Annotated in this window: 22 protein-coding genes and 3 pseudogenes; 11 read left to right on the plus strand and 14 right to left on the minus strand. The window is 49.1% G+C overall.

The annotated features are described in order from the left end of the window. Positions 1-159: 159 nt before the first annotated feature. A complete protein-coding gene (locus ACX9GV_RS12620; protein ID WP_473195751.1) occupies positions 160-648 on the plus strand; it encodes a YbaK/EbsC family protein in 489 nt (162 codons plus the stop codon). Positions 649-757: 109 nt separating this feature from the next. Here the strand turns inward: ACX9GV_RS12620 and ACX9GV_RS12625 are convergent. The 4 genes and pseudogenes from ACX9GV_RS12625 to ACX9GV_RS12640 all read right to left on the minus strand — a co-directional run. Next, positions 758-882: pseudogene (locus ACX9GV_RS12625) on the minus strand (CcdB family protein); the annotation flags it as partial. A gap of 2 nt (positions 883-884) precedes the next feature. Further along, positions 885-989, minus strand: a pseudogene (locus ACX9GV_RS12630) (type II toxin-antitoxin system CcdA family antitoxin); the annotation flags it as partial. Between the two features lie 36 nt (positions 990-1,025). Further along, a complete protein-coding gene (locus tag ACX9GV_RS12635) occupies positions 1,026-1,511 on the minus strand; it encodes an MgtC/SapB family protein (RefSeq protein WP_473195752.1) in 486 nt (161 codons plus the stop codon). 177 nt (positions 1,512-1,688) lie between these two features. Then, positions 1,689-2,810, minus strand: a complete 1,122-nt coding sequence (locus ACX9GV_RS12640; RefSeq protein WP_473195753.1) for a ribosomal protein uL16 3-hydroxylase — start codon at positions 2,808-2,810, stop codon at positions 1,689-1,691. Positions 2,811-3,212: 402 nt separating this feature from the next. Here ACX9GV_RS12640 and ACX9GV_RS12645 point away from each other — a divergent pair, with 402 nt between their 5' ends. The 10 genes from ACX9GV_RS12645 (at position 3,213) to ACX9GV_RS12690 (ending at position 15,531) form a co-directional block, all read left to right on the plus strand. Next, the gene (locus ACX9GV_RS12645) at positions 3,213-4,826 is read left to right on the plus strand and encodes an FGGY-family carbohydrate kinase (protein WP_473195754.1); all 1,614 of its coding nucleotides are present in this window, start codon (positions 3,213-3,215) and stop codon (positions 4,824-4,826) included. 492 nt (positions 4,827-5,318) lie between these two features. After that, on the plus strand, positions 5,319-6,116 hold the full coding sequence (locus ACX9GV_RS12650; RefSeq protein WP_037387047.1) for a DeoR/GlpR family DNA-binding transcription regulator: 798 nt from the start codon (positions 5,319-5,321) through the stop codon (positions 6,114-6,116). A 148-nt stretch (positions 6,117-6,264) separates the two neighbouring features. After that, a complete protein-coding gene (locus tag ACX9GV_RS12655) occupies positions 6,265-7,338 on the plus strand; it encodes a zinc-binding dehydrogenase (protein ID WP_023492630.1) in 1,074 nt (357 codons plus the stop codon). 101 nt (positions 7,339-7,439) lie between these two features. Further along, complete coding sequence (locus ACX9GV_RS12660) at positions 7,440-8,354, plus strand: ABC transporter substrate-binding protein (protein WP_473195755.1); 915 nt, start codon at positions 7,440-7,442, stop codon at positions 8,352-8,354. Positions 8,355-8,534: 180 nt separating this feature from the next. Then, positions 8,535-10,016, plus strand: a complete 1,482-nt coding sequence (locus ACX9GV_RS12665) for a sugar ABC transporter ATP-binding protein (RefSeq protein ID WP_473195756.1) — start codon at positions 8,535-8,537, stop codon at positions 10,014-10,016. Positions 10,017-10,085: 69 nt separating this feature from the next. Then, positions 10,086-11,012, plus strand: a complete 927-nt coding sequence (locus ACX9GV_RS12670) for an ABC transporter permease (protein ID WP_051791322.1) — start codon at positions 10,086-10,088, stop codon at positions 11,010-11,012. 40 nt (positions 11,013-11,052) lie between these two features. Continuing rightward, positions 11,053-12,528, plus strand: a complete 1,476-nt coding sequence (locus tag ACX9GV_RS12675) for an FGGY-family carbohydrate kinase (RefSeq protein WP_473195757.1) — start codon at positions 11,053-11,055, stop codon at positions 12,526-12,528. Then, entirely contained in the window at positions 12,525-13,379 is an 855-nt protein-coding gene (locus ACX9GV_RS12680; RefSeq protein ID WP_473195758.1) for an L-ribulose-5-phosphate 3-epimerase, read from the plus strand. The genes ACX9GV_RS12675 and ACX9GV_RS12680 overlap by 4 nt, the downstream gene beginning before the upstream one ends. 28 nt (positions 13,380-13,407) lie before the next feature. Further along, positions 13,408-14,103, plus strand: coding sequence for an L-ribulose-5-phosphate 4-epimerase (gene araD / locus ACX9GV_RS12685; protein WP_473195759.1), 696 nt, complete (start codon positions 13,408-13,410; stop codon positions 14,101-14,103). A gap of 420 nt (positions 14,104-14,523) precedes the next feature. Further along, positions 14,524-15,531 carry a LacI family DNA-binding transcriptional regulator gene (locus ACX9GV_RS12690; protein ID WP_473195760.1) on the plus strand — a complete coding sequence of 336 codons (1,008 nt, stop codon included), beginning with the start codon at positions 14,524-14,526 and terminating at the stop codon, positions 15,529-15,531. A gap of 222 nt (positions 15,532-15,753) precedes the next feature. On the opposite strand, the gene ACX9GV_RS12695 is transcribed toward ACX9GV_RS12690, so the two are convergent. The 10 genes and pseudogenes from ACX9GV_RS12695 to ACX9GV_RS12740 form a co-directional block, all read right to left on the minus strand. Further along, positions 15,754-16,842 carry an aminotransferase class V-fold PLP-dependent enzyme gene (locus tag ACX9GV_RS12695; protein WP_473198034.1) on the minus strand — a complete coding sequence of 363 codons (1,089 nt, stop codon included), beginning with the start codon at positions 16,840-16,842 and terminating at the stop codon, positions 15,754-15,756. Positions 16,843-16,887: 45 nt separating this feature from the next. Beyond that, the gene (locus tag ACX9GV_RS12700) at positions 16,888-18,240 is read right to left on the minus strand and encodes a YhfT family protein (RefSeq protein ID WP_473195761.1); all 1,353 of its coding nucleotides are present in this window, start codon (positions 18,238-18,240) and stop codon (positions 16,888-16,890) included. A 10-nt stretch (positions 18,241-18,250) separates the two neighbouring features. Continuing rightward, positions 18,251-18,613 carry a DUF2620 domain-containing protein gene (locus tag ACX9GV_RS12705; protein WP_473195762.1) on the minus strand — a complete coding sequence of 121 codons (363 nt, stop codon included), beginning with the start codon at positions 18,611-18,613 and terminating at the stop codon, positions 18,251-18,253. Between the two features lie 35 nt (positions 18,614-18,648). After that, positions 18,649-19,539: a phosphotriesterase-related protein gene (locus ACX9GV_RS12710; protein ID WP_473195763.1), complete on the minus strand. Its 891-nt coding sequence runs from the start codon at positions 19,537-19,539 to the stop codon at positions 18,649-18,651. Then, positions 19,536-20,771: a phosphopentomutase gene (locus ACX9GV_RS12715; protein WP_473195764.1), complete on the minus strand. Its 1,236-nt coding sequence runs from the start codon at positions 20,769-20,771 to the stop codon at positions 19,536-19,538. The genes ACX9GV_RS12710 and ACX9GV_RS12715 overlap by 4 nt, the downstream gene beginning before the upstream one ends. Further along, positions 20,764-21,939, minus strand: a complete 1,176-nt coding sequence (locus tag ACX9GV_RS12720) for a YhfX family PLP-dependent enzyme (RefSeq protein ID WP_473195765.1) — start codon at positions 21,937-21,939, stop codon at positions 20,764-20,766. Before ACX9GV_RS12720 ends, ACX9GV_RS12715 begins: the two co-directional genes overlap by 8 nt. 202 nt (positions 21,940-22,141) lie before the next feature. Next, positions 22,142-22,522: a PRD domain-containing protein gene (locus ACX9GV_RS12725; RefSeq protein WP_473195766.1), complete on the minus strand. Its 381-nt coding sequence runs from the start codon at positions 22,520-22,522 to the stop codon at positions 22,142-22,144. Positions 22,523-22,548: 26 nt separating this feature from the next. Then, complete coding sequence (gene yhfZ, locus ACX9GV_RS12730; protein WP_473195767.1) at positions 22,549-23,454, minus strand: GntR family transcriptional regulator YhfZ; 906 nt, start codon at positions 23,452-23,454, stop codon at positions 22,549-22,551. A 232-nt stretch (positions 23,455-23,686) separates the two neighbouring features. Further along, positions 23,687-23,854, minus strand: a pseudogene (locus tag ACX9GV_RS12735) (transposase); the annotation flags it as partial. Positions 23,855-24,167: 313 nt separating this feature from the next. Beyond that, the gene (locus ACX9GV_RS12740; RefSeq protein WP_473195768.1) at positions 24,168-26,432 is read right to left on the minus strand and encodes a glycosyl hydrolase family 28-related protein; all 2,265 of its coding nucleotides are present in this window, start codon (positions 26,430-26,432) and stop codon (positions 24,168-24,170) included. Positions 26,433-26,436 lie beyond the last annotated feature (4 nt).

Raw genomic sequence — 26,436 nt, forward strand, 5'->3', positions numbered from 1 at the left:
GGGCGACGGGTTTATACCCAAGTTCATTCCAGTTGCAGGTAGGCGGCAATCGAGTGAATCCCTGGGAGCATAGCCAACTATGTGACCAGGGTGAGTAAGAGCAGCCAACAACCCCGCAGCTTGCAGGGCGACGGGTAGATATAATCAGGAGCATAGCGCGTGTCTACTACCACCTTTAACCTGTTAACCACCCTTCTCGACCAACAACAGGCTCGTTACCGTGTCGTTGAACACCCAATGGCGGGAAAGTCTGAAGAAGTCGCTAAAATCCGCGGCACCCAATTGGGGCAAGGCGCAAAAGCGTTGGTGTGCCATGTCAAGGGTAACGGCATCAAACAACATGTTCTGGCGGTATTACCTGCTGACCAGCAAGCAGACCTGGTGGCCTTGGCACAAGGCGTCGGTGGTAGCCGGGCCTCATTAGCCAGCCCTGTGGAAGTCACCCAACTGACCGATTGTGTTTTTGGTGCCATTCCCCCCTTCAGTTTCCATGCCGATTTGATGCTGGTTGCCGACCCATTGCTGTTCCAACGTTTTGATGAATTGGCCTTTAATGCGGGCACACTGGAGCGCTCATTAATCCTCAATACTCATGATTATCAGCGTATTGCCCAACCCAAGCTTGTGAGCTTTATTCGTCAGAGGTAGCGTTCTGGCAGTGGTTATTTTCGGAAGATGACTGAACCACCGCGGGAATTAACCTGTCATCAAATCGTATAAGGGGGATCATTCGATCTGGGCGATTATCACCCGGTTATTTTTCAACAGGCAACAACAGGATCACCAGTCGGCGGTTTAACTGTCCGATAATATCGCTAGTTACATCAAGCAACAGGGGATAGTGCTGCTTTTTCCAGTATTACAGTATACGGTGAATAGCAGCGTTAAAACGTCCTGTACTCATCGCTAAAACAACCGTGCTCATCATGAAAACCGTTTAACGCCTCAATAGCCTCTCGGTTCTCTTCCTGCCATTTTCTCGTTGCATGATGACGTTGCTTCACAGACATGGGACGCGCCCTCGATCAATGCTCATCATGCTCCTCAGTTTTATGTTTTCGCTGATAGTAAATGCCCCGCTGCAGCGATTTAAAGCTGGTTTCCAACCAGTTGATACCCACCAATACCGCCAGAGTAATCAACGTCATGGCGATTGACTGGCGCAGCATATCCAGGCCGATCATCGCCCCCAGTGCTGCCAGCATCCACACCGTCGCAGCAGAAGTCACCCCGGTCACTTGCCCATTCTGAGTCATCATCACACCGGCTCCCAAAAAACCAATACCGGTTATCAATTGCCCCAAAACCCTGGCCTGATCTGCGGCTTGACTACTGAGATGTGTACTAGTTGCCAGAAAACAGTAACTCCCCAAAACAATCAAGGTGGAGGTTCTCATTCCCACTGGTTTGCCATGCAGTTGCCTTTCCAAGCCAATAAATGAACCACAGATCAAACAAGCAAAAATGTGGTTCCATCCAAAGGGGGTAATATCAAACCAATCAAAAGGCATAAAAGGTGTATTCACGGTGATAGGGTAAAAAAGAGGTGTGGATTCTAACCTAACCACCACTCACCACAAAGCGCCAAGCAATAAGAGTGGTCATTATTTAGTTGACCCTCTGTGCCCTAAAAGCCATGGGCAGGCCCATTGGCCTGCCCATGATTATTCAAGCGACTTAAACCCTGATTACTCGTCAAAGAACCAATAACCCTGATTAACCAGCGCAGTTAACTCAGCCACGAAGGCCGGATTTTGTAACGCCCCAGCTAACTCTTTTTTACCCAGTGTGGTGTATTGGCACAAAGCCTCTGCAGCAATCGGATCAACAGTGGCCAATCTTTCACTATTGATAAAGAAGCCATCTCCCACTTGCAGCACTCGTAGCCCGCTAAGACGCATCAAGCGTTCGCCATCCATCAAAGCACCGAGGATCTCATCGGGTTGATAAGGAGGTTCTGCCGGGGCAATATCCAACTCATGGCGTGGCGTGGTGGCAAAGCGGCCAAACCACTGCTTAAAATCTTCCGGCTGATTAATCACATCGATCATCATGCGGCGCAGACGATCCAACTCGTAATCCTCAACCCGGCCCGGATGTTCGCGGCAGGTTAAATCTGGATCACTGTAATGCTCACTACCCAGGTCATTTTCCAGGGCATAGTCAGCAAAACTACTGATTAGATCCCTGCCATTCGGCCCACGGAAGCCAACAGAATAGTTGAAGGCGGTTGTGTGGGTTAAACCATCATGGGGGAAACCCGGTGGGATATACAAAATATCACCAGGTTCAAGATCTTCATCAATGATCGGCTCGAAAGGCTCAACATGCAGCAAGGCAGGATGTGGGCAAAATTGCTTCAGTGGTAATTTATCGCCAACACGCCAGCGACGGCTCCCCATCCCCTGGATAATAAAGACATCATACTGGTCAATATGCGGCCCCACCCCGCCACCCGGCACGGAAAAAGAGATCATCAGATCATCCAACCGCCAATCCGGCAAGACACGAAACGGACGCACTAATTCGGCTGATGGAGCATGCCAATGATTCACTGCCTGCGCCAACAGAGACCAACCGGTTTCCCCCAGATGGTCAAATTGCTCAAACGGCCCATAACTCGCCTGCCACACCCCGTTGTGCTGACTCACCAGACGGCTATCAACTTCAGGCTCCATCGTCAGGCCAGCCAGTTCATCCGGCGTAATCGGGTCAATGAAGTTTGGAAAGGCATTCTTCAATACCACTGGCTTTTTCTGCCAATATTGTTCTAAAAATTCCGGCCAATTGAGGTTAAGTTGATAAGCCATGCTTACATACCAGTGAAAAGAAAATGGGCTCAATTATAGTGAGGGTAAGCACTCGGTTACCTTGTCATTAATCAAAGGAGTCGATCTATACCCATCGCTATGTAAGTTGTAGCCGCGAGAGACGCTCTATTTCTTCGAGCTGATTCACAAATTTAACGCCCCTCCTGACGCTGACCTTGATATCGCCATTGCTCGGTGATAATGCTGCTCCATCGATTGAGCTACACAATAAAAGTTAACGCGACCTATCGCTATCCCCAAGTTCAATGAAGTTGCAGGTAGGCGGCAACTGAGCGAAGCCCCAGGAGCTTACAAGAGTAAGTGACTGGGGTGAGTAAAAGCAGCCAACACCGCTGCGGTTTCATTGGCGACGGGTATATATCGTTACCGAGGAACTGGGTTATGACTAATAACAATAAAACTATTATTGGCGTGGATGTGGGTTCAGGAAGTGTCCGGGCGGGTGTTTTTGACCTTGCAGGTACCTTACTGGCCCATGCTACCCAACCGATCACGCTATATCGCCATACGGGCCATATCGTCGAACAGTCAAGCCAGGAGATCTGGCAAGCGGTTTGCCACTGTATCAAACAAGCGGTGGCCACTTCCGGCATTGAGCCCTCTTCGGTAGCCGGGGTCGGCTTTGACGCCACCTGTTCTCTGGTGGTGGTGGGTGAAAATGGCACACCGTTGGCGGTCGGCCCTTCAGAAGAGGCTGAGCGTAATATCATCGTCTGGATGGATCACCGAGCCACTGAGCAAGCCGAACGCATTAACGCCACCCAGCATCCCGTGTTGCAATATGTCGGTGGCAAAATCTCCCCGGAGATGGAAACCCCGAAAATAGCCTGGCTGAAAGAACACCGCCGGGAAATCTATGACCAGGCCTGGCAATTTTTTGATCTGGCAGATTATTTAACCTGGCGAGCCACTGGCGATCTGGCACGTTCTATCTGTACCGTCACCTGCAAATGGACCTATCTGGCGCATGAAAAACGCTGGGATGAAAGCTACTTCCGTACCATTGGGCTCGAAGAGTTGGCTGATGAACACTTCGCCCGCATCGGCCAGCATATCGTTGAACCCGGAACCCCTTGTGGTCAGGGCTTGGCAGCAGCAGCAGCCAAAGAAATGGGTTTGCCCGTAGGTACTCCCATTGCTGTAGGCATGATCGACGCGCACGCCGGGGGCATTGGCACCGTTGGGGTTAATGCCGGCGCCACCAGCCATCTAGCTTATGTTTTCGGTACTTCTTCTTGCACCATGGCCACCACACAGGATCCTATTTTCGTCCCAGGGGTTTGGGGGCCTTATTATTCCGCAATGGTGCCGGGTTACTGGCTAAACGAAGGGGGGCAAAGTGCCGCTGGTGCCGCCATCGACCAGTTGTTGACACTGCACCCGGCAACCCCCAAGGCATCAATACTGGCGAAAAATGCCGGGGTACCCTTGCCGGTATTCCTCGCCGACCTGGCATTGCAAAAAGTCACCTCGGCATCTGAGGTGGTTAACCTGGCTGAGGGTATCCATGTTGTCCCAGAGTTTTTGGGCAACCGAGCCCCATTTGCCGATCCTCATGCACGCGCCATTATTGCCGGTCTGGGCATGGAACGGGATCTGGATAGCCTGATCGCCCTGTATGTTGCTGGCCTTTGCGGAATCGGCTATGGCTTACGGCAAATTATTGATGCGCAGAGCAAACAGGGCCTGATGACTGAAAATGTGGTTATCAGTGGGGGGGCGGGTCAACATCCGTTGGTCAGGCAAATTCTGGCCGATACCTGTGACCGCCCGGTGTTGACCACCCAATGCAGCGAACCGGTTTTGCTGGGGTCAGCGATCCTGGGTGCGGTTGCCGGTAAAATATCCGCATCGGTTGCCGAGGCCATGCAGCACTTTACCCATCTTGACCGTGAATATTATCCAGAAGAGCAACTCAAACACTGTCATGCTGAGCGTTATCAAGCCTACAAGCTGCTACAACAGTGTGCGAAATCAGTGAGGAAAGCACACTAATTGGCGTACCTCAGGGGTGCCGCGCCAAACTCAGCGGCATCCCCCTTCGTTGCACTTATTATCTGAATTCGCGCCCCCAATGATCACCCTAAGGTGGGTAACCGCCCTCAACATTTCACAACATAATCAGCGCCAATAGTGTATTGCTCAACCTGCTGTATAAATGTGTTTTTTAGCTGCAATTAGGGCATTGATGCTCAAAAACCGTCAAAACACCCAACAACTCGGTCACAATCGGTCATAAAAATATGCCCGATTATGACCGAAGCCGTTTTACCTCGATTTTTTGCAACATTAAAAACGGGATAATTTGAGATATTAATCACAAAAAAATGTACACGGACTGTAAGATAAGAGCATGAAGAAACGATCAGTCTCAAATGAAAGGGGATCAACATCATTGATATGATATTGTATGAGGCCAGTCACTTAACAGTATGGACAAAATTAGGTATTGTAGTCGTACACAAAATATAATAATCGAGAGCACTAATGCTGCAGGTTGAACGTCATATATTAATATTCAACCATATACAAAAAAATGGTTTTGCCCAGGTTAAAGAATTATCAAATATATTTAACGTTTCTATTGAGACTATTCGTAGAGATTTAACCGTATTAGCAGCCAATAAGAAAATTGTTCGTAGTTTCGGCGGAGCGGCACTCCCTGAAAATAATGCGTTTACTGTTGAAGGTGACCATCCAACAGGGCTTAAACATTTTGTTGATAAAGCCGAATCTTTTCTTAAACGGACTCATGAAGGAACTGATTTTAAAACTAAAATAGCCAAGGCCGCGCTGCAACTTATTAAAGAAAATGATTGTATCATGATGGATAACAGTACGACCTGCTGGTTTATCGCCCGACAGATGCCAGATATTGATATCACCGTGATCACTAACTCTTTGAATATCGTGCAGACATTGGCCTGTCGTAAGAAAGTCAGGATCATCAGCGTGGGTGGTGAGTACTCTGAACGACATGGTGACTTCCATGGGCCAGTGGCAGAAATGACAATTAAAAGTTTTAAAGTCAGTAAATTTTTCTTTTCCTGTCAGGGGATTGACTCTGAATATGCCATTAGAGATGGCAGTGAACTCAATGTCCGTTTAAAACAGGAAATGTTAAAGGTGACAGATAAAAAAATATTGCTCGCTGACTCCAGGAAATTTGACCAACACTCAATTTATAAAATTTGCAACCTGAGTGATATTGATGTGCTAATAACCAATAAACTACCAGCGGAAAAGTATCGATGTAAAGAAATTGAAACCATTGAAACAGATTAATCACTGAGCCAAATAGATTAATTTACTTGTAGTCTAAATTGCAGTCTGAATAATTCGAGTAGCATATATTCGTAAGGATATGGTGTTACCCGCTATATAGCCCATTCATTCGCTAAATAAAATGTCATCTGTGGACAAGAGGCTTGCTATGGAAAAATTACCTGAAAATATGAAAGCGGTTGTATGTCATGGTCCAAAAGATTATCGCTTTGAAAAAATTAACCGCCCAGTGGCAAAAGAGAGAGAAGTGGTCATAAAAGTCGATGGCTGCGGGATTTGCGCCGGTGACTGTAAAGCCAATGATGGCGCACCGATGTTTTGGGGGGATGATCCTTGGGTAAAAACCCCGGTGGTGCCTGGCCACGAATTTTATGGTCGTGTGGCCGAATTAGGCCCGGGAGCCGCTGAAAAACATAAACTGAAAATTGGCGACCGTATTCTTGCTGAGCAGATTGTGCCTTGCAATGAGTGCCGTTTCTGTAAAACCGGCAAATATTGGATGTGTGAAGTTCATGATATTTACGGTTTCCAGAAAGACGTGGCAGACGGTGCGATGGCGGAATATATGCGCTTCTCTGAGCGGGCCATTATTCACCGCATTCCAGATAGCTTATCCGAAGCAGATGCGGCACTGATCGAACCGATGGCCTGTGCCATTCATACCGTGCGTCGCGGTGATATCGACCTGAACGACGTGGTGGTGATCGCCGGTGCCGGGCCACTGGGCCTGTGTATGGTACAGATCGCCCACCTGAAAACACCGAAAAAGCTGATCGTTATCGACACCATGGAAGACCGCCTGGCACTGGCGAAAAAGTTTGGTGCTGATGTGGTTATCAATGCAGCCAAAGAAGATGCCGTCAGCCTGGTCAAATCCATGACGGAAGGCTACGGCTGTGATGTCTATATTGAAGCCACTGGCGCCCCCATTGGTGTCACCCAAGGGCTAGAAATGATCCGCAAGTTAGGGCGTTTCGTTGAGTTCAGCGTATTTGGTAAAGAAACCACCGTTGACTGGTCAATTATCGGCGACCGTAAAGAGCTGGATATTCGTGGTGCTCACCTGGGCCCTTACAGTTATGACGTGGCGATTGACCTGTTCAGCCGTGGCTTGGCTACCGCTGAAGGCATTGTCACTCACTTCTACCCGATTGATGAATGGCAGCAAGCCTTTGATATGGCCAAATCACTTGATTCCATCAAAGTCGTTATAAACCCGTAAGTTGTTCAATCAGCCCAAGGAAGGGTACATAACCAAGCTCTCATTTATCGAGAGCGACAACAATAAACTCAATACCGCGTAGTGATATAAGGAGAAGTTACATGTTCAAGAAATTCAAATGCAAAACGTTATTGGTCGGCTTAATGTCCCTGGGGTTAATTTCAGGGGTCAATGCCAAACAATTAACTGTGGGTATGTCATTTCAAGAATTAAACAACGAATACTTTGTCACCATGAAGCAGTCCCTTGAGGCAGCCACCAACGATATCAATGCCAAATTATATACGGCTGATGCGGCGCACGATGTCTCCAAGCAAATCAGTGATATCGAAGATATGATTCAGAAAAAAATCGATATCCTGTTAATTAACCCTGCCGACAGTGTTGGCGCTGAAGCTGCCGTCCTTGCCGCGAAAAAAGCCGGGGTAGTGGTCGTCGCCATTGATGCACAAGCCAACGGCCCGATTGATTCCTTTGTCGGTTCCAAAAACTACGATGCTGGCTTTATTGCCGGTGAAAGCCTGGCTGCTGCATTAGGTAACAAAGGTAACGTCGCCATTCTGGATGGCATCCCGGTAGTCCCGATCCTTGAGCGTGTGCGCGGGTTTGAAGCGGCGATGAAAAAGCATCCCGATATCAAAATCCTGACCAAGCTGAATGGCAAACAAGAACGTGATACCGCCATGAGTGTCACCGAAAACATGCTGCAATCCAACCCTACCCTGAACGGTATTTTCAGCGTGAACGATGTCGGCTCTCTGGGCGCATTGGCAGCGATTCAGTCTGCTGGCCGTGATGTGAAACTGGTGAGTGTTGACGGCTCACCAGAAGCCGTGTCTGAAATTGCCAAAGGTAACACGCCATTTATTGCCACCGCAGCGCAATTCCCACGTGATCAGGTGCGCATTGGTTTAGGCATTGCACTGGCTAAATATTGGGGTGCTAATATCCCAGCCACTATTCCCGTCGATGTTAAACTGATCGACAAAACCAATGCTAAAGATTTCCACTGGTAATTAATACATTGTCTGTCATAAACCAATAAGGTTGCGAGCCACTCGCAGCCTTATATAAAAACATTAGATTAAGGCAATGAAACCTACACTCTAAATAATTCAAGTGAATAATATCGCCAACACCAGGGCAACTTAAAACTTGAATTATGAAGAGTATATTCTGACGGAGTGATATGTGTCATGAATTTACTGGAGATCAAGAACGTAAGTAAAGCGTTCCCCGGCGTAAAAGCGCTTGATAATATCAACATAACGCTAAAGCGTGGGGAAATTCATGCGCTGATCGGTGAAAATGGTGCCGGTAAATCAACGTTAATGAAAGTGCTTTGCGGTATCTATCAACCAGATAGTGGCGCTATTTTTATCAACGATGAAGAGCAACACTTTAAAAACTATCGTGATGCTATTCGCGCCGGGGTGGGGATTATTTTTCAGGAGTTCTCTTTAATTCCTTACTTGAATGCCTACGAAAATATATTCTTGAACCGCGAAATAACCAATAGTCTTGGTTTACTTGATCGTAAAAAAATGCGTCAGGAAGCGCTAAGAATTTTTAATGAATTGGGTGTTACGCTCAATCCCGATGAGCAAATCTGTCATCTCAGTGTTGCCGAGCAGCAATTCGTTGAAATAGCCAAAGCCTTGTCACTGGAGGCACGCATTCTGGTACTTGACGAACCTACCGCCACCTTAACCCCCAGTGAAGCCGAACACCTGTTCCGCGTGATGCGAGATCTCAAAGCCAAAGGGGTGGGGATGTTCTTTATCTCACACCATTTGGAAGAGATTTATGAGATCTGCGACAACCTGAGTATCCTGCGTGACGGCCAATATATTGGTTCCGCCCAAGTAGATAATGTCGATATTGCCACCATGATTCAAATGATGGTGGGCCGTGAGGTGGCGAATATTTATCCAGAAAAACGCACCCTGGGGCCGCGGGAAGTGATCCTGGATGCGGCAATTCAACTCACCAATGACAGCCCACAGAACCGGCTGACGTTACGCAAAGGGGAAATATTAGGTCTGGCGGGGTTGGTCGGCTCAGGGCGTAGTGAAACTATTCTGGCGATGACCGGGGCCGATAAATGCTTTAATAAGAGCATTACCTTGTATGGTAAACCGACCACCATTAATTCCACCGCCCAGGCATTAAAACTGGGGATTGGTCTATTACCGGAAAGCCGTAAAACACAGGGGCTCATTCTGCCCTTTTCAGTTAAAGATAATATTTGGCTGAATAAACATTCGCTACACCGTTTGCTGATTAACGACTCACAAGAGTTAGCAACCACCAATAAATTAATCTCACATGTGGGGGTAAAAACCCCCGATGCCTGGACCATGGTCGGCACATTAAGTGGTGGCAACCAGCAAAAAGTGGTGATCTCTCGCTGGCTCAATCATGACATTAACATTCTTGTTTTCGATGAACCCACACGGGGTATCGATGTTGGCGCCAAGTCAGAAATATATCAGATCATGCGCAAACTCACGAAGCAAGGGATTTCTATCATCATGATTTCGTCTGAGTTACCGGAAATTATTGGGGTCAGCGACCGGGTAATGGTTTTCCGTGATGGCAGTATCGCCGCTGAATTGGAAGGCGATGATATCAATTCGACATGCATCATGTTACATGCCGCCGGTAATATTATTTAGGGAGTAAAAATGAGTAATATCAATGTTTCTACTGAGAATATCGTCAAACCCCATAAACAAATTGGGGTGATGGCTCGATTAATGAAAACCCCGGCCTTCTTACCTTTTATTGGGTTGGTGCTGTTATTCGGCTGCATGTCGATATTTAATGACTATTTCCTTACCATTGAAAACTTATCCACCGTTGCACGCCAAGTGTCGATTAACGCAATTATTGCGATTGGCATGACCTTCGCCATTTTAACTGGGGGGATTGACCTGTCAGTGGGTGCGGTGATGGCCTTATGCGGCACATTAATGGCTGGCTTAATGAAGTTCTATGGCCTTGACCCTTGGATGGCCATTTCACTTGGCTTATTAGCCGGTGTCGCATTTGGTTTCCTCAATGGCTTTTTAACTGCTTATGGGAAAATGCCCCCGATCATCGTTACCTTGGGGGCGATGATTATTGCCAAAGGGTTAGCACTGATTTACACCGGAGGTTATCCCATCGCCGGTCTGCCGGATTCCTTTGCCTTCTGGGGGCGGGAATATATTTTCGGTATCCAGGTTCCCATCGTGTTGATGGCACTGCTGTATATCATTTTCTATATCGTACTCAACCATATGCCTTTCGGCCGTTATGTTTACTCACTGGGTGGCAACGAAGAAGCCGCCAGGCTGAGTGGCTTGCGGGTTAATTATTATAAATTGATGGTGTATGTCATCAGTGGTTTTACTGCCGGGTTCGCCGGGTTGATATTTACCTCCCGGGTGATGAGTGGTCAGCCCAATGCTGGCGTTGGCTTTGAACTTGATGCGATTGCTGCCGTGGTATTAGGGGGAGCGTCCATTGCCGGTGGTCGGGGCATGATTATTGGTACTTTGATTGGTGCCATGATGCTCGGTGTACTAAACAACGGCCTTAATCTGTTAGGTATTTCACCTTATGTTCAATATTTGGTTAAAGGCCTGATTATTTGGGGTGCGACCTTTATTAGCTCCAGTCGGCGTTAATCACGCTTTTTCCTAACAGCATCCAATTAAGGAAAAAATAATGAATTTCATCGGGATCGACATTGGTGGCACGGTGACCAAAGCAGGCATCTATGACGAAAAAGGTAACGAGGTGCATGTGGTCGCACAGTACGCCGAGGTTCTGTCAGAACAACCTGGGTTTACCGAACGCAATATGGATGAACTGTGGCAAACGGTCTGCCATGTGGTGAGAAAAGTAATTGAACAAAGCCAGGTGGGTACCGACAGTATTAAAGGCATTAGCTTTTCCTCACACGGTAAAGGGTTGTATGCCATTGATAAACATGGCGCGCCAGTGCGCAACGGTATTATCTCTTCCGATACTCGGGCACTTGATTATGTAAAAAAATGGTATCAAACCGGCATTGATAAACAGGCCTACCCTAAAGGTCTACAGCAGTTATGGACCGGGCACCCGGTCTCTTTACTGGCTTGGCTGAAAGATCATGAGCCCGCCAATTACGATAAAATAGATGCTGTTTTGATGGTGCATGATTATATCCGCTTTAAATTTACTGGCGAAGTTAATGCAGAAATCACCAATATTTCTGGCAGCAATTTTTATAATCAACTCACTTCGCGTTACGACAGCGGCATGATGGCGTTATTTGGCATCCCTGAAGTGGTGGATAAAACCGCCCCGGTGGTCAACTCCACAGATTGCGTCGGCTATGTGACCCCAAGTGCGGCACAAGAGAGCGGGTTATGCCCCGGTACCGCAGTTTTTGGTGGCTTCTTTGATGTGGTTTCATCAGCCATCGCCTCCGGCATTGATGATGATAAAACCTTAAGTGCGGTAGCCGGAACCTGGAGCATTGCCACCTCAGTTACCGACCGTATTGTCGAAAGTGACTACCCCTATATTTGGGGGAAATACTGTATCCCGGACAAATATTTTGTTCATGAAGGCAGCCCGACCTCTGCCAGCAATTTAAGCTGGTTTGTAAAACAATTCTTTAGCGACCAAGCCAACTGCTATCAAGAATTTGAACAGTGGATTGGGGAGAGCAGTGATAGCAACCTGGTCTTCCTGCCCTATCTGTTTGGTTCAAATTTAGCCATGGATCTGCAAGGTGGGTTAATTGGCTTAAGTGGTCATCACACCAAAAAAGATGTGCTCGCCGCTATTTATCGCGGCATTACCTTCTCTCATCTGGTGCATCAGGACCGGATTATCGCCCTCAATCCGGCTATCAATAAAATCCGTTTTACCGGTGGGCCCAGCCAGTCGAAAAAATGGACGCAGATGTACGCTGATGCCGCCAATCTGCCTCTCGAAGTGGTGGATATCGAACAAGCTGGCTGCCGAGCAGCCGCGTTATGTGCCGCAGTGGGCAAAGGTGTCTATGCCAGCTTCAGTGAAGCGATCGCCCAAACTCAACCTGAAGTGGTGATATTTGAACCTGACCAGCAACGCCACCAGCAATTGCGCGAAGGTTATAGCCGCTACTTACAAGTGGCAGACGCTTTATCACAGGTAGGAGCGGTAAAATGACACCCAAAATAGGTATTTATGAAAAAGCGCTCCCTGATGACCTGAGTTGGGCCGAGCGTTTTGACCAGGCTGCCAACCTCGGTTTTAATTTTGTTGAAATGTCAGTGGATGAAAAACCGCAGCGGCAAGCCCGATTGCACTGGAGCCGCAATGAGCGGCTGGAATTTGTCGCCGCGAAAATCAATAGCGGCATGGATGTACCGAGCCTCTGTTTATCGGCCCATCGAGCCTACCCGTTCGGCAGTATCAACACAGAAACACGTGAAAAAGCCCGTAGCTTAATGCTGGATGCACTGGCATTTGCCAGTCAGGTGGGAATCCGCAATATTCAGCTTGCAGGGTACGATGTTTATTATGAGCCCAGTAGCCCACAAACTCGCGAACTGTTTATTGAAGGGATCCACTGGGCAGTGGCTGAAGCGGCAAAAGCACAAATCATGCTTTCGGTAGAAATCATGGATACCGTGTTTATGAGTAATATTTCACGCTGGCTAGATTTAGAGAGCAAAATACGCAGCCCATGGTTTTGTGTCTACCCAGATGTCGGCAACTTAAGCGCATGGAATAATGATGTTGCCGCCGAATTAAGCAAAGGCATCGATAAAATTTCCGCTATTCATTTGAAAGATACCCAACAAGTTTCCCCTTTTTCTTTAGGGCAATTCCGCGATGTCCCTTTTGGTGAGGGTTGCGTCGATTTTGATCAGGTATTCCGCACACTCCATGCGCTTAATTATCGCGGTGCCTGGTTAATTGAAATGTGGGCGAAAAATGACGGCACAGATTTTAATCGTATTAAACAAGCCAAAGCGTGGTTAGAGAATAAATATCACCGTGCTTTTTTAAATTAAAAAATAAATATTATTTCTGGATTCAATTATGTTACCTGAACTTAAAAACGCTGTTTTTGAGGCAAACCTGGCTTTGCCAAAACATCACCTGGTCACTTTTACCTGGGGTAATGTGAGTGGTATTGATCGTCAACAAGGGCTGGTCGTCATAAAACCTTCTGGGGTTGAATATTCGACAATGACTGCGAACGATATGGTTATTGTCGAGCTGGAAAGTGGCAACGTCGTTGAAGGGGATTATAAACCCTCATCAGATACCGCCACCCATTTGGCACTCTACCGCGCCTATCCTTCACTGGGGGGAATTGTCCATACCCATTCGCGGCACGCCACCATTTGGGCCCAGGCGGGGTTGCCATTGGCCACCATGGGCACCACCCATGCCGACTATTTTTATGGTGACATCCCCTGCACGCGCCCGTTGACTGACCAAGAGATCGCTCAAGACTACGAGGCCAATACCGGGCAAGTAATTATTGAAACGCTACGCGAGATGAATATCGACCCATTAGCGATCCCCGCCGCGCTGGTGCAGGGTCATGGCCCTTTTGCCTGGGGTTCTGACCCGGATAACGCAGTGCATAATGCCGTAGTGCTGGAAGAGATCGCCTATATGAATATGTGGACGACTAAATTGGCCACTCAGCCAGTGTCATTTCCCCGTACTCTGCTTGATAAGCATTTCCTACGTAAACATGGGGCTAATGCTTATTATGGGCAATGACAGCGATTGGGCGCATAAGCGGGTGCGCCCTACCCTGCAATGCCCTTAACACATAAAAACCAGCACCCACCCAATAAATCCATTGTGAGGTGAACACGGTAGTTAACGCCATCGAAAAACACTCAATAGCGACGCCTAATCGTGCTGCGGATGGGTATGATGCAGGTTAGATGACCGTGGAGCGCATGGACGCGCGATACGAGCCCCCAGGGACGGGTTTACGGCGTGTCAGCGTTCCGCATCATGCCCACCAGCCAGATGCTAATGTGAAGCGGCTTTAGGCACGATGATTTAGCCAACCGAAACCGGCCACATAAAAATAGATAAACAGGTTTTTTATACTCTCCCTACTTCAGGTTGCCTCCCCTTGATTTTGCTGTCAGTCTACCTAACGCAAGTGAACTAAAAAGAGAACACAGCGTGACGCAACGGGGAAAAAGCAAAAAAACCACCATTTATGATCTGGCTGAACTGCTGGGGGTATCGCCAACAGCGGTGAGTTCCGTGCTGAACGGCAACTGGAAAAAACGCCGTATCAGTGCCCAGTTGGCAGAAAAGATTACCCGTGCCGCTGAGGAACAAGGCTATGCGCTGAATAAACAAGCCAGCCTGCTGCGTAGCGAGAAATCAAAGATTATCGGCATGATCGTGCCCAAATACGATAACCGCTACTTCGGCTCTATTGCCGAACGCTTTGAGGTAATGGCCAGGGAACGCGGATTATTCCCGATTATCACCTGTACCCAACGCGACCCAGCATTAGAAATTGCCGCCGCTCGCACCATGCTCTCTTACCAGGTGGACTGGTTAATCGCCACCGGCGCCACCGACCCGGATAAAATCACTACACTCTGTGCATCCCTTGGTGTGCCCTCCATTAACCTCGATTTACCCGGTAAACTGGCTCCCTCGGTGATTTCTGATAACTATGCTGGGGCCAAGGAGCTGACACGCCGCACACTCACCCACTGCCGCAAGCGCTACGGTACAGCCAAACCGCTTATTTTTATTGGTGGCCGTGGCACTGATCACAACACTCAAGAGCGGCTCAGGGGATTCACCGATGCGCACCGGGAGTTAGGTCTGGAGGTCGATAAACAGCAGATTCTCACCTGTGGTTATGCGGCTGAAAAAGCGGAAAACGCCCTCAGCCAGTGGATGGCACAAAGCACCACGTCTATCTATGGTTTATTCGTCAACTCAACAATCTCGCTGGAAGGGGTGGTGAAATGGCTGGATGCATCAGGCAGCAGTACGCCACACCCGCTGATCGGTTGCTTTGACTGTGACCCGTTTGTGGCACTGCTGGATCACGAAATTGAAATGGTCAGGCAAGATGTCCCGGCCATGTTAGATGCGGTATTTGAAATCATTGATAACAACCGTACCGCGATCACCTGCCAGCAAATTATGCCGCAGATCATCTAGCTCGCTGTTCTTAATAGTAAACAGGGGCATGATGCAGGTTAGCCGACCGCCCCGCGCATGGACGCGCGATACGAGCCCCCACGGACGGGTTCACGGCGTGTCGGTGTTCCGCATCACTTCCACCACCCTAGTGCTTGAAGTGAGCTCGGTTCTTTGAGTATTGCCCGATATCTCTGGATTATAGGGGCACAATTAGCGCCCCTACGTATGACATGGGGAATCTCAACAGACGACTTGGCAACTCTCCTGCAGAATGCGAATAATGCTATCTGCACCACTGCGATTGGGGTTAATCCTGATCATCCGCTGTTCCAGTGTCGAGTCTGACTGGCGGAAAGTGCCAGAGACGCGATAAAACAGCGGCGGGATCTCATATTTGGATTCAGCCCCTACCGGATAAGGCAACGCCCCCAACTGCTGGGCATGTGACAGCACCGCTGCCGCAATGGGTTGGTGAAATTCCACCAGCAACACCTTGGATTGTGCATTAGCCAGAAATGCCTGTTTGACCTGGGGAATTTCACCCTGATTCAAACGGCGCACCAACTCCTCATTCACCCGCGCCTGAACCGCATGCATCACCGGGGCAAAGGTCAAGCCACGCAATACCGCCATCGCCTGATGCCCCTGGATTTGACTACCACCGGAGTACATGCTGTTACGGATAGCGGTGATCACCGATTGCTTACCCACCACCACACCTACCCCTTCCGGGCCAAACAGCTTAAAACTGGAGAAAGTGGACACCGTCGCCCCCAACTCACAGCCAATCTGTGCCACCTTCATCACCGCGTAGTTATCATCCACCAGCGTGGGAATGGCCAGTTGATCCAATTGACTGAGTACCGCCGCCAACTCATAGCTATCGTCAATTTTCTGACGAGTATGTTGCACCAAGGCCGCCACCGGGCGGTGCTCGCACACCGCTGCCGCCAGTTGATCCGCTTGATTAAAATCAGCCCGAATCAACTTTAACCCCATTTGTTCAGCAATCACCAAACTGGTGGGGTAAACCGGTGCATCATGAACTAACAGACTATCACCGGTTTTCAGCAACGCCGCCAAGCCACAGCGAATCGCCCCAGTCCCCGCGCCACTCACCAAGGCCGCCGCTTCGGCAGAAAAAAACTCGGCAATCACCGCTTCAACCTGCCGGGTAATCCGCGGCTGATTTAGCCCCGGCGCCAGCCCCAAATCACCCTGAGTTAAAAACTCAGCCCCTGGGAAATGCCGGCAAATGGTATCCACCAGCCGGAACTGAGCCTGTTGTGCCTGCTCCATATCCATACTGGTGAGCGGAAACGTTCTGATCATGATTCACCTCTGTGCACTGTCGTACTATCAGCCAACGTACTATCAGCCAAGACCGACAATATGAATAACATTCGCCAATATCCCGACGATAATGGTGGCAATCGGCCCGATCGCCATCTCAACCAGTGGCCGTTTCGAGGTGCGGTTCAGCAAGTAAAGACCCGCTACCACCATAAAGCCCATTCCCGGCAGGATGGCATTTGAGGCAATCATCCCCCCCACCAACAATGACACTTCCAGCATCCGCGTGATGGCAGTACGAATATGGTCACCACAGGCTTTAACCCCCGGGTATTTATCCAGGCCGATGGCGATTTTGGTCAGCAGTTGGATCTCCATCAACATAATGACGCAACCGGCAACAAAGGCGATCCACGGGTTATTAGTAGCAAGGCCGGCAACAAACACAAACTTCATACCATCCGGGCTGTAAACACCGGTGGCAATGGCCGTCATCCCCACCAACGGCACGAAACTGATAGCACGGGCCAATGCCACCAACATGGCACTGTGTTGTTCGCCATGGGCCATCAATTGCAACGACACCGGCCCTTCCGCCAACAGACTAAATGACATGGTGGCCGCCACTGCGGTCAAACCGCCACTGAGCACCAGCAACCATTTGTTCTTTTGAATACGGGCGATACGGCTGGAAAACAGCCCCACCAGCATCTCATTGGCACCGGGTTGCTGGGTGCCCCCTTCGGCCTGCGCCGGGCGCTCTTTCATGGCGAAATAGAACATCGCCAACATGGAAAGCAGCAACGCAGTGCCGTTAGGATCCAGTTTCACCGGTTTTTCAATCAGGCCACCAAAGCTCAGGCTACCGATAGATTGTGTTGCCAGATACCCCACCAGCGTTGCCAGCAGCACCCAAATCCCTTTACGGTAACCATACTGATAACCCACCACAATGGCCGGGAATAGCGCAAAGCAGGCGACAATCGGGTCACCGACTTTGCCCAGGTTATCCATAAAGTTAACCGGCATATGGCTGAACAGCTCCACCACCGAACGCAACCCGGTCATCAGGGCGATAGCATAGAGTGCACCAATAATACCCGATGCTATCAATCCCTTGCGGCTATCCGCACACCAAACACCGATCACGTCAGTACCCAGCAGCAGGCTATGCACCAGAATAATCGGTGCCGCCAGGGAAAATGGCAGCCCGAAGCCAATAATCAGCCCGAAGCTCAGGGCAAAACTGGTGGCGGCAAGCGCTTTACGGCTCATGCGCCCTTCCAGATATTCTGGTATCAGTGGGCGCAGACCATCATGGAATACCGCAATCCCGCGGTTAGCCATCATGGCGGAGATCGCACCAATCACTGCCAACAACCCCGCTTTCATCAGGTCGATCTCAATCAACCGCATTAAAAATGAGTGATCCATAGCTAAAACCTCAGTTAGGGAACAGCGTGTTAATGATCACCGGTACCACCACATCAATATCCTGACCGGTAAAGCCGAAAGCGACTTTACCCGCCTTGATATGGGCGACAATTTCCGCTTCAGAGAGGATCTTGCCGGGCATACCCACCGTGACACATTTATCCATCCCCGCAATGGCAATCGCCATCGCCAGTGCACCGCCACCGCCGGTATTACAGGCACCCAGATAGATATCCGCCTGCCCACTTTTGAGGCTCATCGCCGCTTCAATATCATTCATAATGCTGACGGATGTTGCTTTATCGCCTGCCAGACGGCGCACCGTATCAGCAATTTTTTCTTTTTCAATCTGGCCACCAATAACAAATTTCATCTGTTTTCCCTTTTTTTATTCAGCGTAAGTAGCGATCAGTTAAAAAACCGCGCCGGATTGTCACGTAACATCAAATCCACATCTCGTTGCGAAAAACCAGCCTCAAGCAACATCGGCACAAAGGTGTGCAGCAGGTAGGCAAAACCAATCCCACCATTACCTTTGAGATGCGAGCGCCGGGTAATATCCATAGACAGCATCACTTGCCCCAGTTGACCGCGTTCGGCAATAGCTTGCAGCATCGCCACTCGCTTACTGTCTGGGTAATAGTTATTTTTACCAATGGTGTCGAATTGCACCCAGGCACCTTGGTCAAGAATCGGCAAAATGGTGGCGAGATTGTCGCTCAGGTCGCAATGCCCAATCACAATATGCTGGGCGGCAACCCCCAAACTTTTCAGCAGTTGTAACTGCTCATAACCCATGGTGCTGAGGGTAGTATGAGTGGAGATCGGCCTGCCCGTCTGTTGGTGGGCCAATGCTGCTGCGGCAAACACCCGCCGCTCCTCATCGGTAATCTTCCCCCGGCTGGTGCCAATTTCAGCAATCACACCGGCTTTCATGCTAGTGCCATCAATCCCCTGCTCAATCTCAGCGCACATCTCAGCGGCAATTTGCTCCACACTCAGTTGTGCCAGATGAGCAGGATAAAATGCCTGCTGGTAATAACCGGTAGAGGCGACAATGTTCATGCCGCTATCACGCATCAACGCCTGGAGAAACTCGGCATCGCGCCCCATATAGCGGTTGGTCATTTCGACAATATTGCGCACCCCCAGGGCAAACAGCTCACGCATCTCTTGGCAAATCAGCTCATATTGATCCAACTTGCAGTCGATATCGTTTTTGCCACCAGAAAGGTCAATATGCAGATGCTCATGCACATAGGTGTAACCGCTACTATCAATCCAGGTTGTGCTGCTCATAAGGGGCTCCTGAGTGAATCATCGGGCTGGATCAGGGGTAAGAATGAGCTGCCATGTTGTGGTGCCGGGGCGTGAAAGAAATCGCACACCGTGGCACCAATATCAGCCAAGCTGCTACGCAAGCCAAAATCCCCCGTGGGGGCCCCTGGGGAATAAACCAGCAGCGGTACCCTTTCCCGGGTGTGTTTACTATGACCAATGGTCGGATCATTGCCATGATCGGCGGTCACTATCAGGCAGTCGCCCTCGCCAATGGCCGGCAAGATGTCCGCTAGATGACGATCCACCAGTTGTAAACGGTCAAGATAACGCTCGACACTCTGCGCATGCCCCGCAAGGTCGGTTTCCTGAATATTGGTGCAGATAAAACCATCCCCCGGCTTTTGCAGCTCCGCCAGCGTGATGGTTAAAATCGTCTGGCTATCCACCAGATCGAGATAGTTGGTGCCGTGAGGGTTTTCCACAATATCGGCGACTTTCCCAATCAATACTGTGCTGATACCTACTTGATGCAGTTTTTCTGGTACCTGTACCGCCGCATTGACGCCGTACCCCATATGCAGCACTTGGAAGCCGTTTTCATAAGCACCGGAGGCCGGGGCATTGATGCCGATATATTGACCCTGCTTGCTCTCCGCCGCCTGATGAATGCGCTGGTTATCGCCAATCAAGCCGCCAAAGGCAATCACCCGGGCAACCTTGACCTGCTCACGCACAATGCGGCCCATTTTTTTCACTTGATCAAACGGGATCAGCGTCAGGTTAGCGGTGAGATTAAATACCAGCCCTAGATCGGCTTCGATATTATCCCCCACGGCCACCGCATCATTCACCCACAGGTATTGCAGCGGGTTCCCCTTGCGCTCCACCTGATAGCCCGCCTGTTGCAGCGCCGCTTCAACCTGATCAATCACCGCTGAAAAAGGAATACAGAGTGGCGCTTGTGGCCGGGTACCCATAATTTCCTGATGCCCCATAAAGGTATCCCCCCCTTCATGCTGCAGGTTGGCCCGGCCAAACAACGCACTGGCACTGGGTTGCATCACATTGGCTTGAAAACCCAATGCATTAATCAACCCCAAGCGCTCCAACATCGGCAGGCGGACATCCGGGTTGGCCTGCAAAATATGCGCACAGGTATTGGCCCCCAGGTCCTGTGGCCGCTGCTGTGCCACATCGTCCATGGCACCAATACCGAAACTATCAATCACCAGCACCAGAAACTTAGCCACAGGCGTTCCCCTTCTTCATATTGCCCAGGCTGTCGTAGATCCCTTCCAGCCTCAGTTCGCCGCTGGCAACACCGGACACCAGTGCCACATCGCTGCGAGTAACAAAAATTTGGGTACGGAAGCACATCACCACCGGGCTACCAATGGGGTAAACCCCGGATAAACCGATATGATAATCAATGCCTGAATCATCCGGCGGTTGCACTGTTGCCCGCTGCCATAAACCGCTTTCATCAGTGGCCACTAATGCCTGCTGGAGATGCCCACGGCGATAGTAGCCGCCACCATAGCAGTAGCTGTTACCAGCAAAATGGTGGGAAACCTCGGTGAGATAGAGCATGGCAATCTGCTCTGGCTGTTCCCCAGTAATATTGGCGGGGATGGTGCCAGTTAGCGCATGGCCCGGTTCGCTATGGGTCGCCCCCTGTTGTGCCAACAGCGGCAAGGTGGTGCAACTGGCGGCAGAAGGTGCGTTGATCTGCTTGATGTCCTCACCACTTTGCTGCAGTTGCTGGCTGGCTCGCAGCAACGTTTGCAGATTATGAGTGGGTAAGGTTTGCTGCAATTGCGGATCCCACAACAGACAAGGGAAGTGAGTCACCCCTTGCAATACTAACCCTGGCATCGCCGCGATTTGTGCCGCGACATCCGGCAATTGTTCCAATGCAAAACCCGCTTCCTGACCCGGATAGAGCAGATCTCCCTCGGCAAAGACCTTTAACATCACCGGCTGGACCATCCCTAACTGCTGGGCATGTGCCGAGATTTTGGCCGCTTTTTCCAGCGAGAACAGCGTGATCACCTCTGGGCGCTGCGCCAATATTTGCGGGATCAGGTTATCGGGGATCTGCACCAGGTGCCCAACGTGACACAGCGGCACACCGGCAGCAGCAAGCTGCTGTGCCTCACGGAAATCCACCGCCACCACGCCACGGTAACCCAATGCCACCAAGCGTTTCGCCAACCAGGGGTTACGACCAATCTGTTTGGTCATTAGATAGAGTTCTATGCCACAGGCCTGAGCAGTTTGCAGCAGCAGACGGGCATTAGCGATAACCCTATCAACATCAATGATATAGGTATCAGGTGAAATCAGCCCCTGAACCCATAACGCCCTGGCGGCATCAATCAGCCGGGGGTTTTGTTTTTGCAGTGCATTAATAAACATATTTTCCCTTCTGCAGCCCTGATGGTCGTCACTGTTTAATTTTCATTAATATGAATATTTATACTCTAAATAATTCGTATTGATTGTAGGCGGCAAGTGCTGGAATCCCCAGGAGCATAGCCGACTATGTGACTGGGGTGACAAAACGTAGCCAACACCCAAGCAATTTGAAGTATAACGAGTATAAGTCACAAAACAGTGCCTAGTGCCCACCCTGCTCCTGCCGCTGCAATAAACTATGCTGTAATAAACTATAGAGATTAGCCAACAAGTAACCTTCTTCATTAGGGTGTACTTGATGACCGGAAACTTGTAACAGATCCTGATGGATTAACCGCAGTTGCGGATAACATTCTGCCTCGCAGATCTCTTGCAGCAGTTCTTCATCCAAGCCCTGAATCACCACATCTTGCTTGGAGCGCATTAACGCACTGGCCATATGGGTCAGCGCCATAATACCCTGATCATTGCGCACCGCAATTGTCCAGCGGTTCTCCAGCGCATCCAGCACCTTGAGCATGCCATCACGCACCTCACTATCAATCACCCCACCCAGACAGAGCAGTTGTAATCTTTGTTCCACGGTTATTCCTCAATAATGGTTATCTCTTAATACACAGGTCTAATATCGCCAGCCACCACATGTTGCTGGTGTTGTAACAGCCGGTGGCGATCCACCAGTGTGTGTAACAACTGCTGCATTTGCACATCATTTGGCCGGGTGAGGATCACCGCCTCTGACGCGCTGGTAAAACACTCATCACCACTGAGGGATTCAGTCACCAACCCCAGTGGGGTCAAATCATCATCATGGCCGACGTTCCAGATGGCAGCATCAATATCACCGCTAACAATCTGCTTCAGGCACTCATGGTACGAGATCTCCACCAGCGTGATCGGCTGCCCGGCAAAAAAGGCGGCGGTCATGATTTTCTGGTCCGCAGAGGCGCTGTCTATCCCCACTTTGCGGATGGTGTCCCGTTCACCGCGCCGATAAATCAGTTGGTGCTGCTCAGTGTAACTGTGCTCCCCCAGAGACAACGCCACCTGCACCTGTTGCCGTTTAACGTAACTTTCTGCGGCTAATCGGGAGGTCACCGCCAAATCGTAAAGGCCATTCAGCAAACACTCGATACGGACATCCGAACCACGCATATGGGCAAAATAAAAAGAGATATCGGCAAACTGGGCTTTCAAACCGCTGGCCAGCCCCTCATAAATGCGGGTATAAGGCAGCGGCATCGCACAGACCACATTACCGATATTGGCATGTTTCAGCAGCACTTTCTGGTCAGCGGTAACAATAAAGCTGCCATTACGCCCACGGCGTTCAATGCCAATCGCCCCCGCCTGCTCCAGGCTCTTTAACGCGCCCTGCATCAGCCCGACCGATAAGTCGCTCTCTTTCGCCAAGGCATCGATGGTTTTCAGCCGATTACCTGGCTGTTCGGTTAACAGATAACGGGCCAGAAACGACTGGGCAATGCCCTCTTTTTTTATAAATTTATGGTTCATTTTGTCATTTTTCTCGGTATTGATTTTATATTCATAAAAATGAATATAAACGTCAACACTAGAATCCCCAAAGGGAGAGCGGGGTCACAATCGTGTTTGCTTTACCAAGCAAGTCTAATTATTCGGAGTAGATTAAATGCATTTAACCTCTATAGGGGTTATAAATGTTTTATCAGCTGCAAAAGTGACATTATTCATCACATACGCCACTCTTTCACTAGCTCCGACCGATGAAGAATCGGCCGATATTTAGGCTGTTAATACTGTCGTATTCCCGGACCACAGTAATGCCGATATCATTGAGATTCAGCGCACCCATGATGTTTAGGCGAGTACGACTACCTGTCGTTTCCACAACGGTTTTCCGGCCTTTCGGCATCCAGCCATAAGCCAACTTTGTTCACTGCGTACTGCTTTTGTGCAGCATTTCAAGCGCTATCCGTTGCTCAGAAGTCAGATGTATTTTCATGTCGGCTAGTTTGATCCTCATCGTGAACAAAATCAAACATCTTCATTGATCACGGGTATATATCATTTTGATTCGACACATTCCGCACCAGACTCCACCAAAACAACCGAATAACAGCGCTACCGCCGGGCAATTTCAGCGCTAAGCGGTGGCTGAGTTATTACGTGCGCACGATTGATAGCGAGATAAACAATGGATAATCCCGCGACGGATCGCGGGTTATTTCACATTTTTTACTAACTATCTATGACTGAGAGCCCACTATCACGCCATCTGAGTCGCTCGTTGGAGCGCCGTTTTTTATCATCAACTTTCCACTAGAATCCACCCACAAGTGATAAGATCCAAGAACTAGGTGCTGAGTGTTCCAATCGGAACAAATGGACCTAACATGACCAGTCGCAATAGGCTCTGATGCGTGGTACGCATATACCCTACCAACCTTAATAGTTGTGGCTGATGCAGTATAGCCAGTTCCTAGCACGCGAAAAATAGCTGTTGTCGCTCCTGCTGGGATAACTACCGGTATTCTGTACAGACGCCATTCAGGCGTTACATGAATAACTCTACGCATAAAACGCACAGCATCAGACTCAATGAGTTCAACCGCGACAGATCCTATTGGGTTTGTATCACCTTGTGCCAACTCTACTTCCAGCCAAGTTATACGGTTTGAGTCATACCCACTTAGTATATAACTTATACGCCCGAAGTTAGCGGAGTATGTAACGCTTGCGGCTTCCGATGGGATACCTATTGAATTAGTTATGGCGGTTTTAGTAGCTGATGTGATTAATCCTGAAAATGAACTACTTACCGTCATAAGTGTGCGGAAGACAACATCACTTTGCCCATTACTAACATCTGATACAGAAGTATTAAGATACTTCATTTCGTCAATAATTTTTAGTGTAGCGGGGAAGTTGCTCACTGCCGCAACAGGGGCACCTACATAGTTTGTTGCTGTTGGGGCGAGCCACAGCCGTGTTGAAACGATGTTGTCGTAATCTTGAACGTTAAAATCCAGATAAGTCATCCCGCCCAGGAACTCAAGGACATTAACGGGCAGAGTGTTATCGATAATGTCATCGATCACAAGTCGCTGAACGTGAGGCGTGAATGACGCGATATACGGCTGAGTATGATTAGGCTCAAACCGCACATTGTTTTTATCAAACAATACGCCACGCAAAAACCCAGTGGATTTAATTGTGGAGTGTCCGCGTGCACCACCCCACGTCCCTCTAGCAGTATCCTCATCAGCGATGAGGACGTGATATGCGGAGGCGTTTATATTTTCAGCGCCAAATTTATTACTGCGCAACACCAGTGCTCTACCAGCGTTGTTATTAGTTGTTGGGTTGGGAACCATCCAGATGGATGTAGAACCATTAACGGAATTTCGCCGATAGAAGCTATTGTCTGCAACAAGAATTGGCGTAGCTGGCCCGTTATACTGCAATGAATCTGTAAGTGCGGTATTAAGTTTAATCCCGTAGCAATGTACTCCAGCCCCTTCTGCGAGACCAAACTCATTACCAGTTATCTCTGAGTTAGCTGATAAACCAGACACCATTAATCCGATGGTCTGGTAGCCGGTTCTTGGATAAAACTGATTATTATAAATTTTTATATTAGGCCAGTCTTGAGAACTAAACCCGACAGAACACTCTCGATACGCTGAGAATAAGCATCCACTAATTTCACTAATCTGTGCTTGGTTCTGTGCATTGGATGGAAACATTATAGCGCCTAGTCCGCCATAAATTTTCATATCTTTAAACGAGAACTGGTACGCATTAATACTTGAGTTGATTAAGTAGATATCCCCGCGCAACTCTATCTCAGAGGCCCCACTTGCATCTCCCTCAATATTAAAAATAGGGACTTGGTTAATTGTGTCATTTAGGTTTAAACCAGCACCACTATAAATATAACGCCCTGATGGGAACAGGAGTTTTGGACCGTTAAGGCTCATCCAGTTATAGATTGATTCCCCCTCTGGGTGTTGAAGAAAGTATTTAGACCCCTTGGTTGTCAGCGCTAGCCACGCATTAGTAATAGCAACTGTATCATCTGTAACACCATCCCCCTTAGCCCCAAAGTCCTTAACATTAATATATTCAGCATTTACTTCATGCTGTGTTCTTGGTACAGATCCTGCATAGGGCTGCTTAACAGCGACCAATTCATCGCCATTTCCATCATCTGGGCTCGCGAGCCTTTGTTGCTGATCTGAATACAACTTATTCAAAGCAGCACCCAAATTATTTTGCAGCTCCGCTAAATCACCATTATCCAACACATCATTGCCGCTATTATCGGCGATAAATTGTCCCAGTACCGCGGACATGACTGATGACTGGCGCCAGGTGCTGTTGAGTTCTTTCGATTTTGCCACCCCAGACTGAAAACCCGCGTTTCGGGCAGGTAGAGCCTGGTATTCGGCATTGCTTAACACGTTGGCATGAGCTGCAATGCCAAACGGTAAAAATTCATTTTTAGCCATTATT

The sequence above is a fragment of the Serratia sp. 25CWL12 genome (assembly GCF_055790885.1).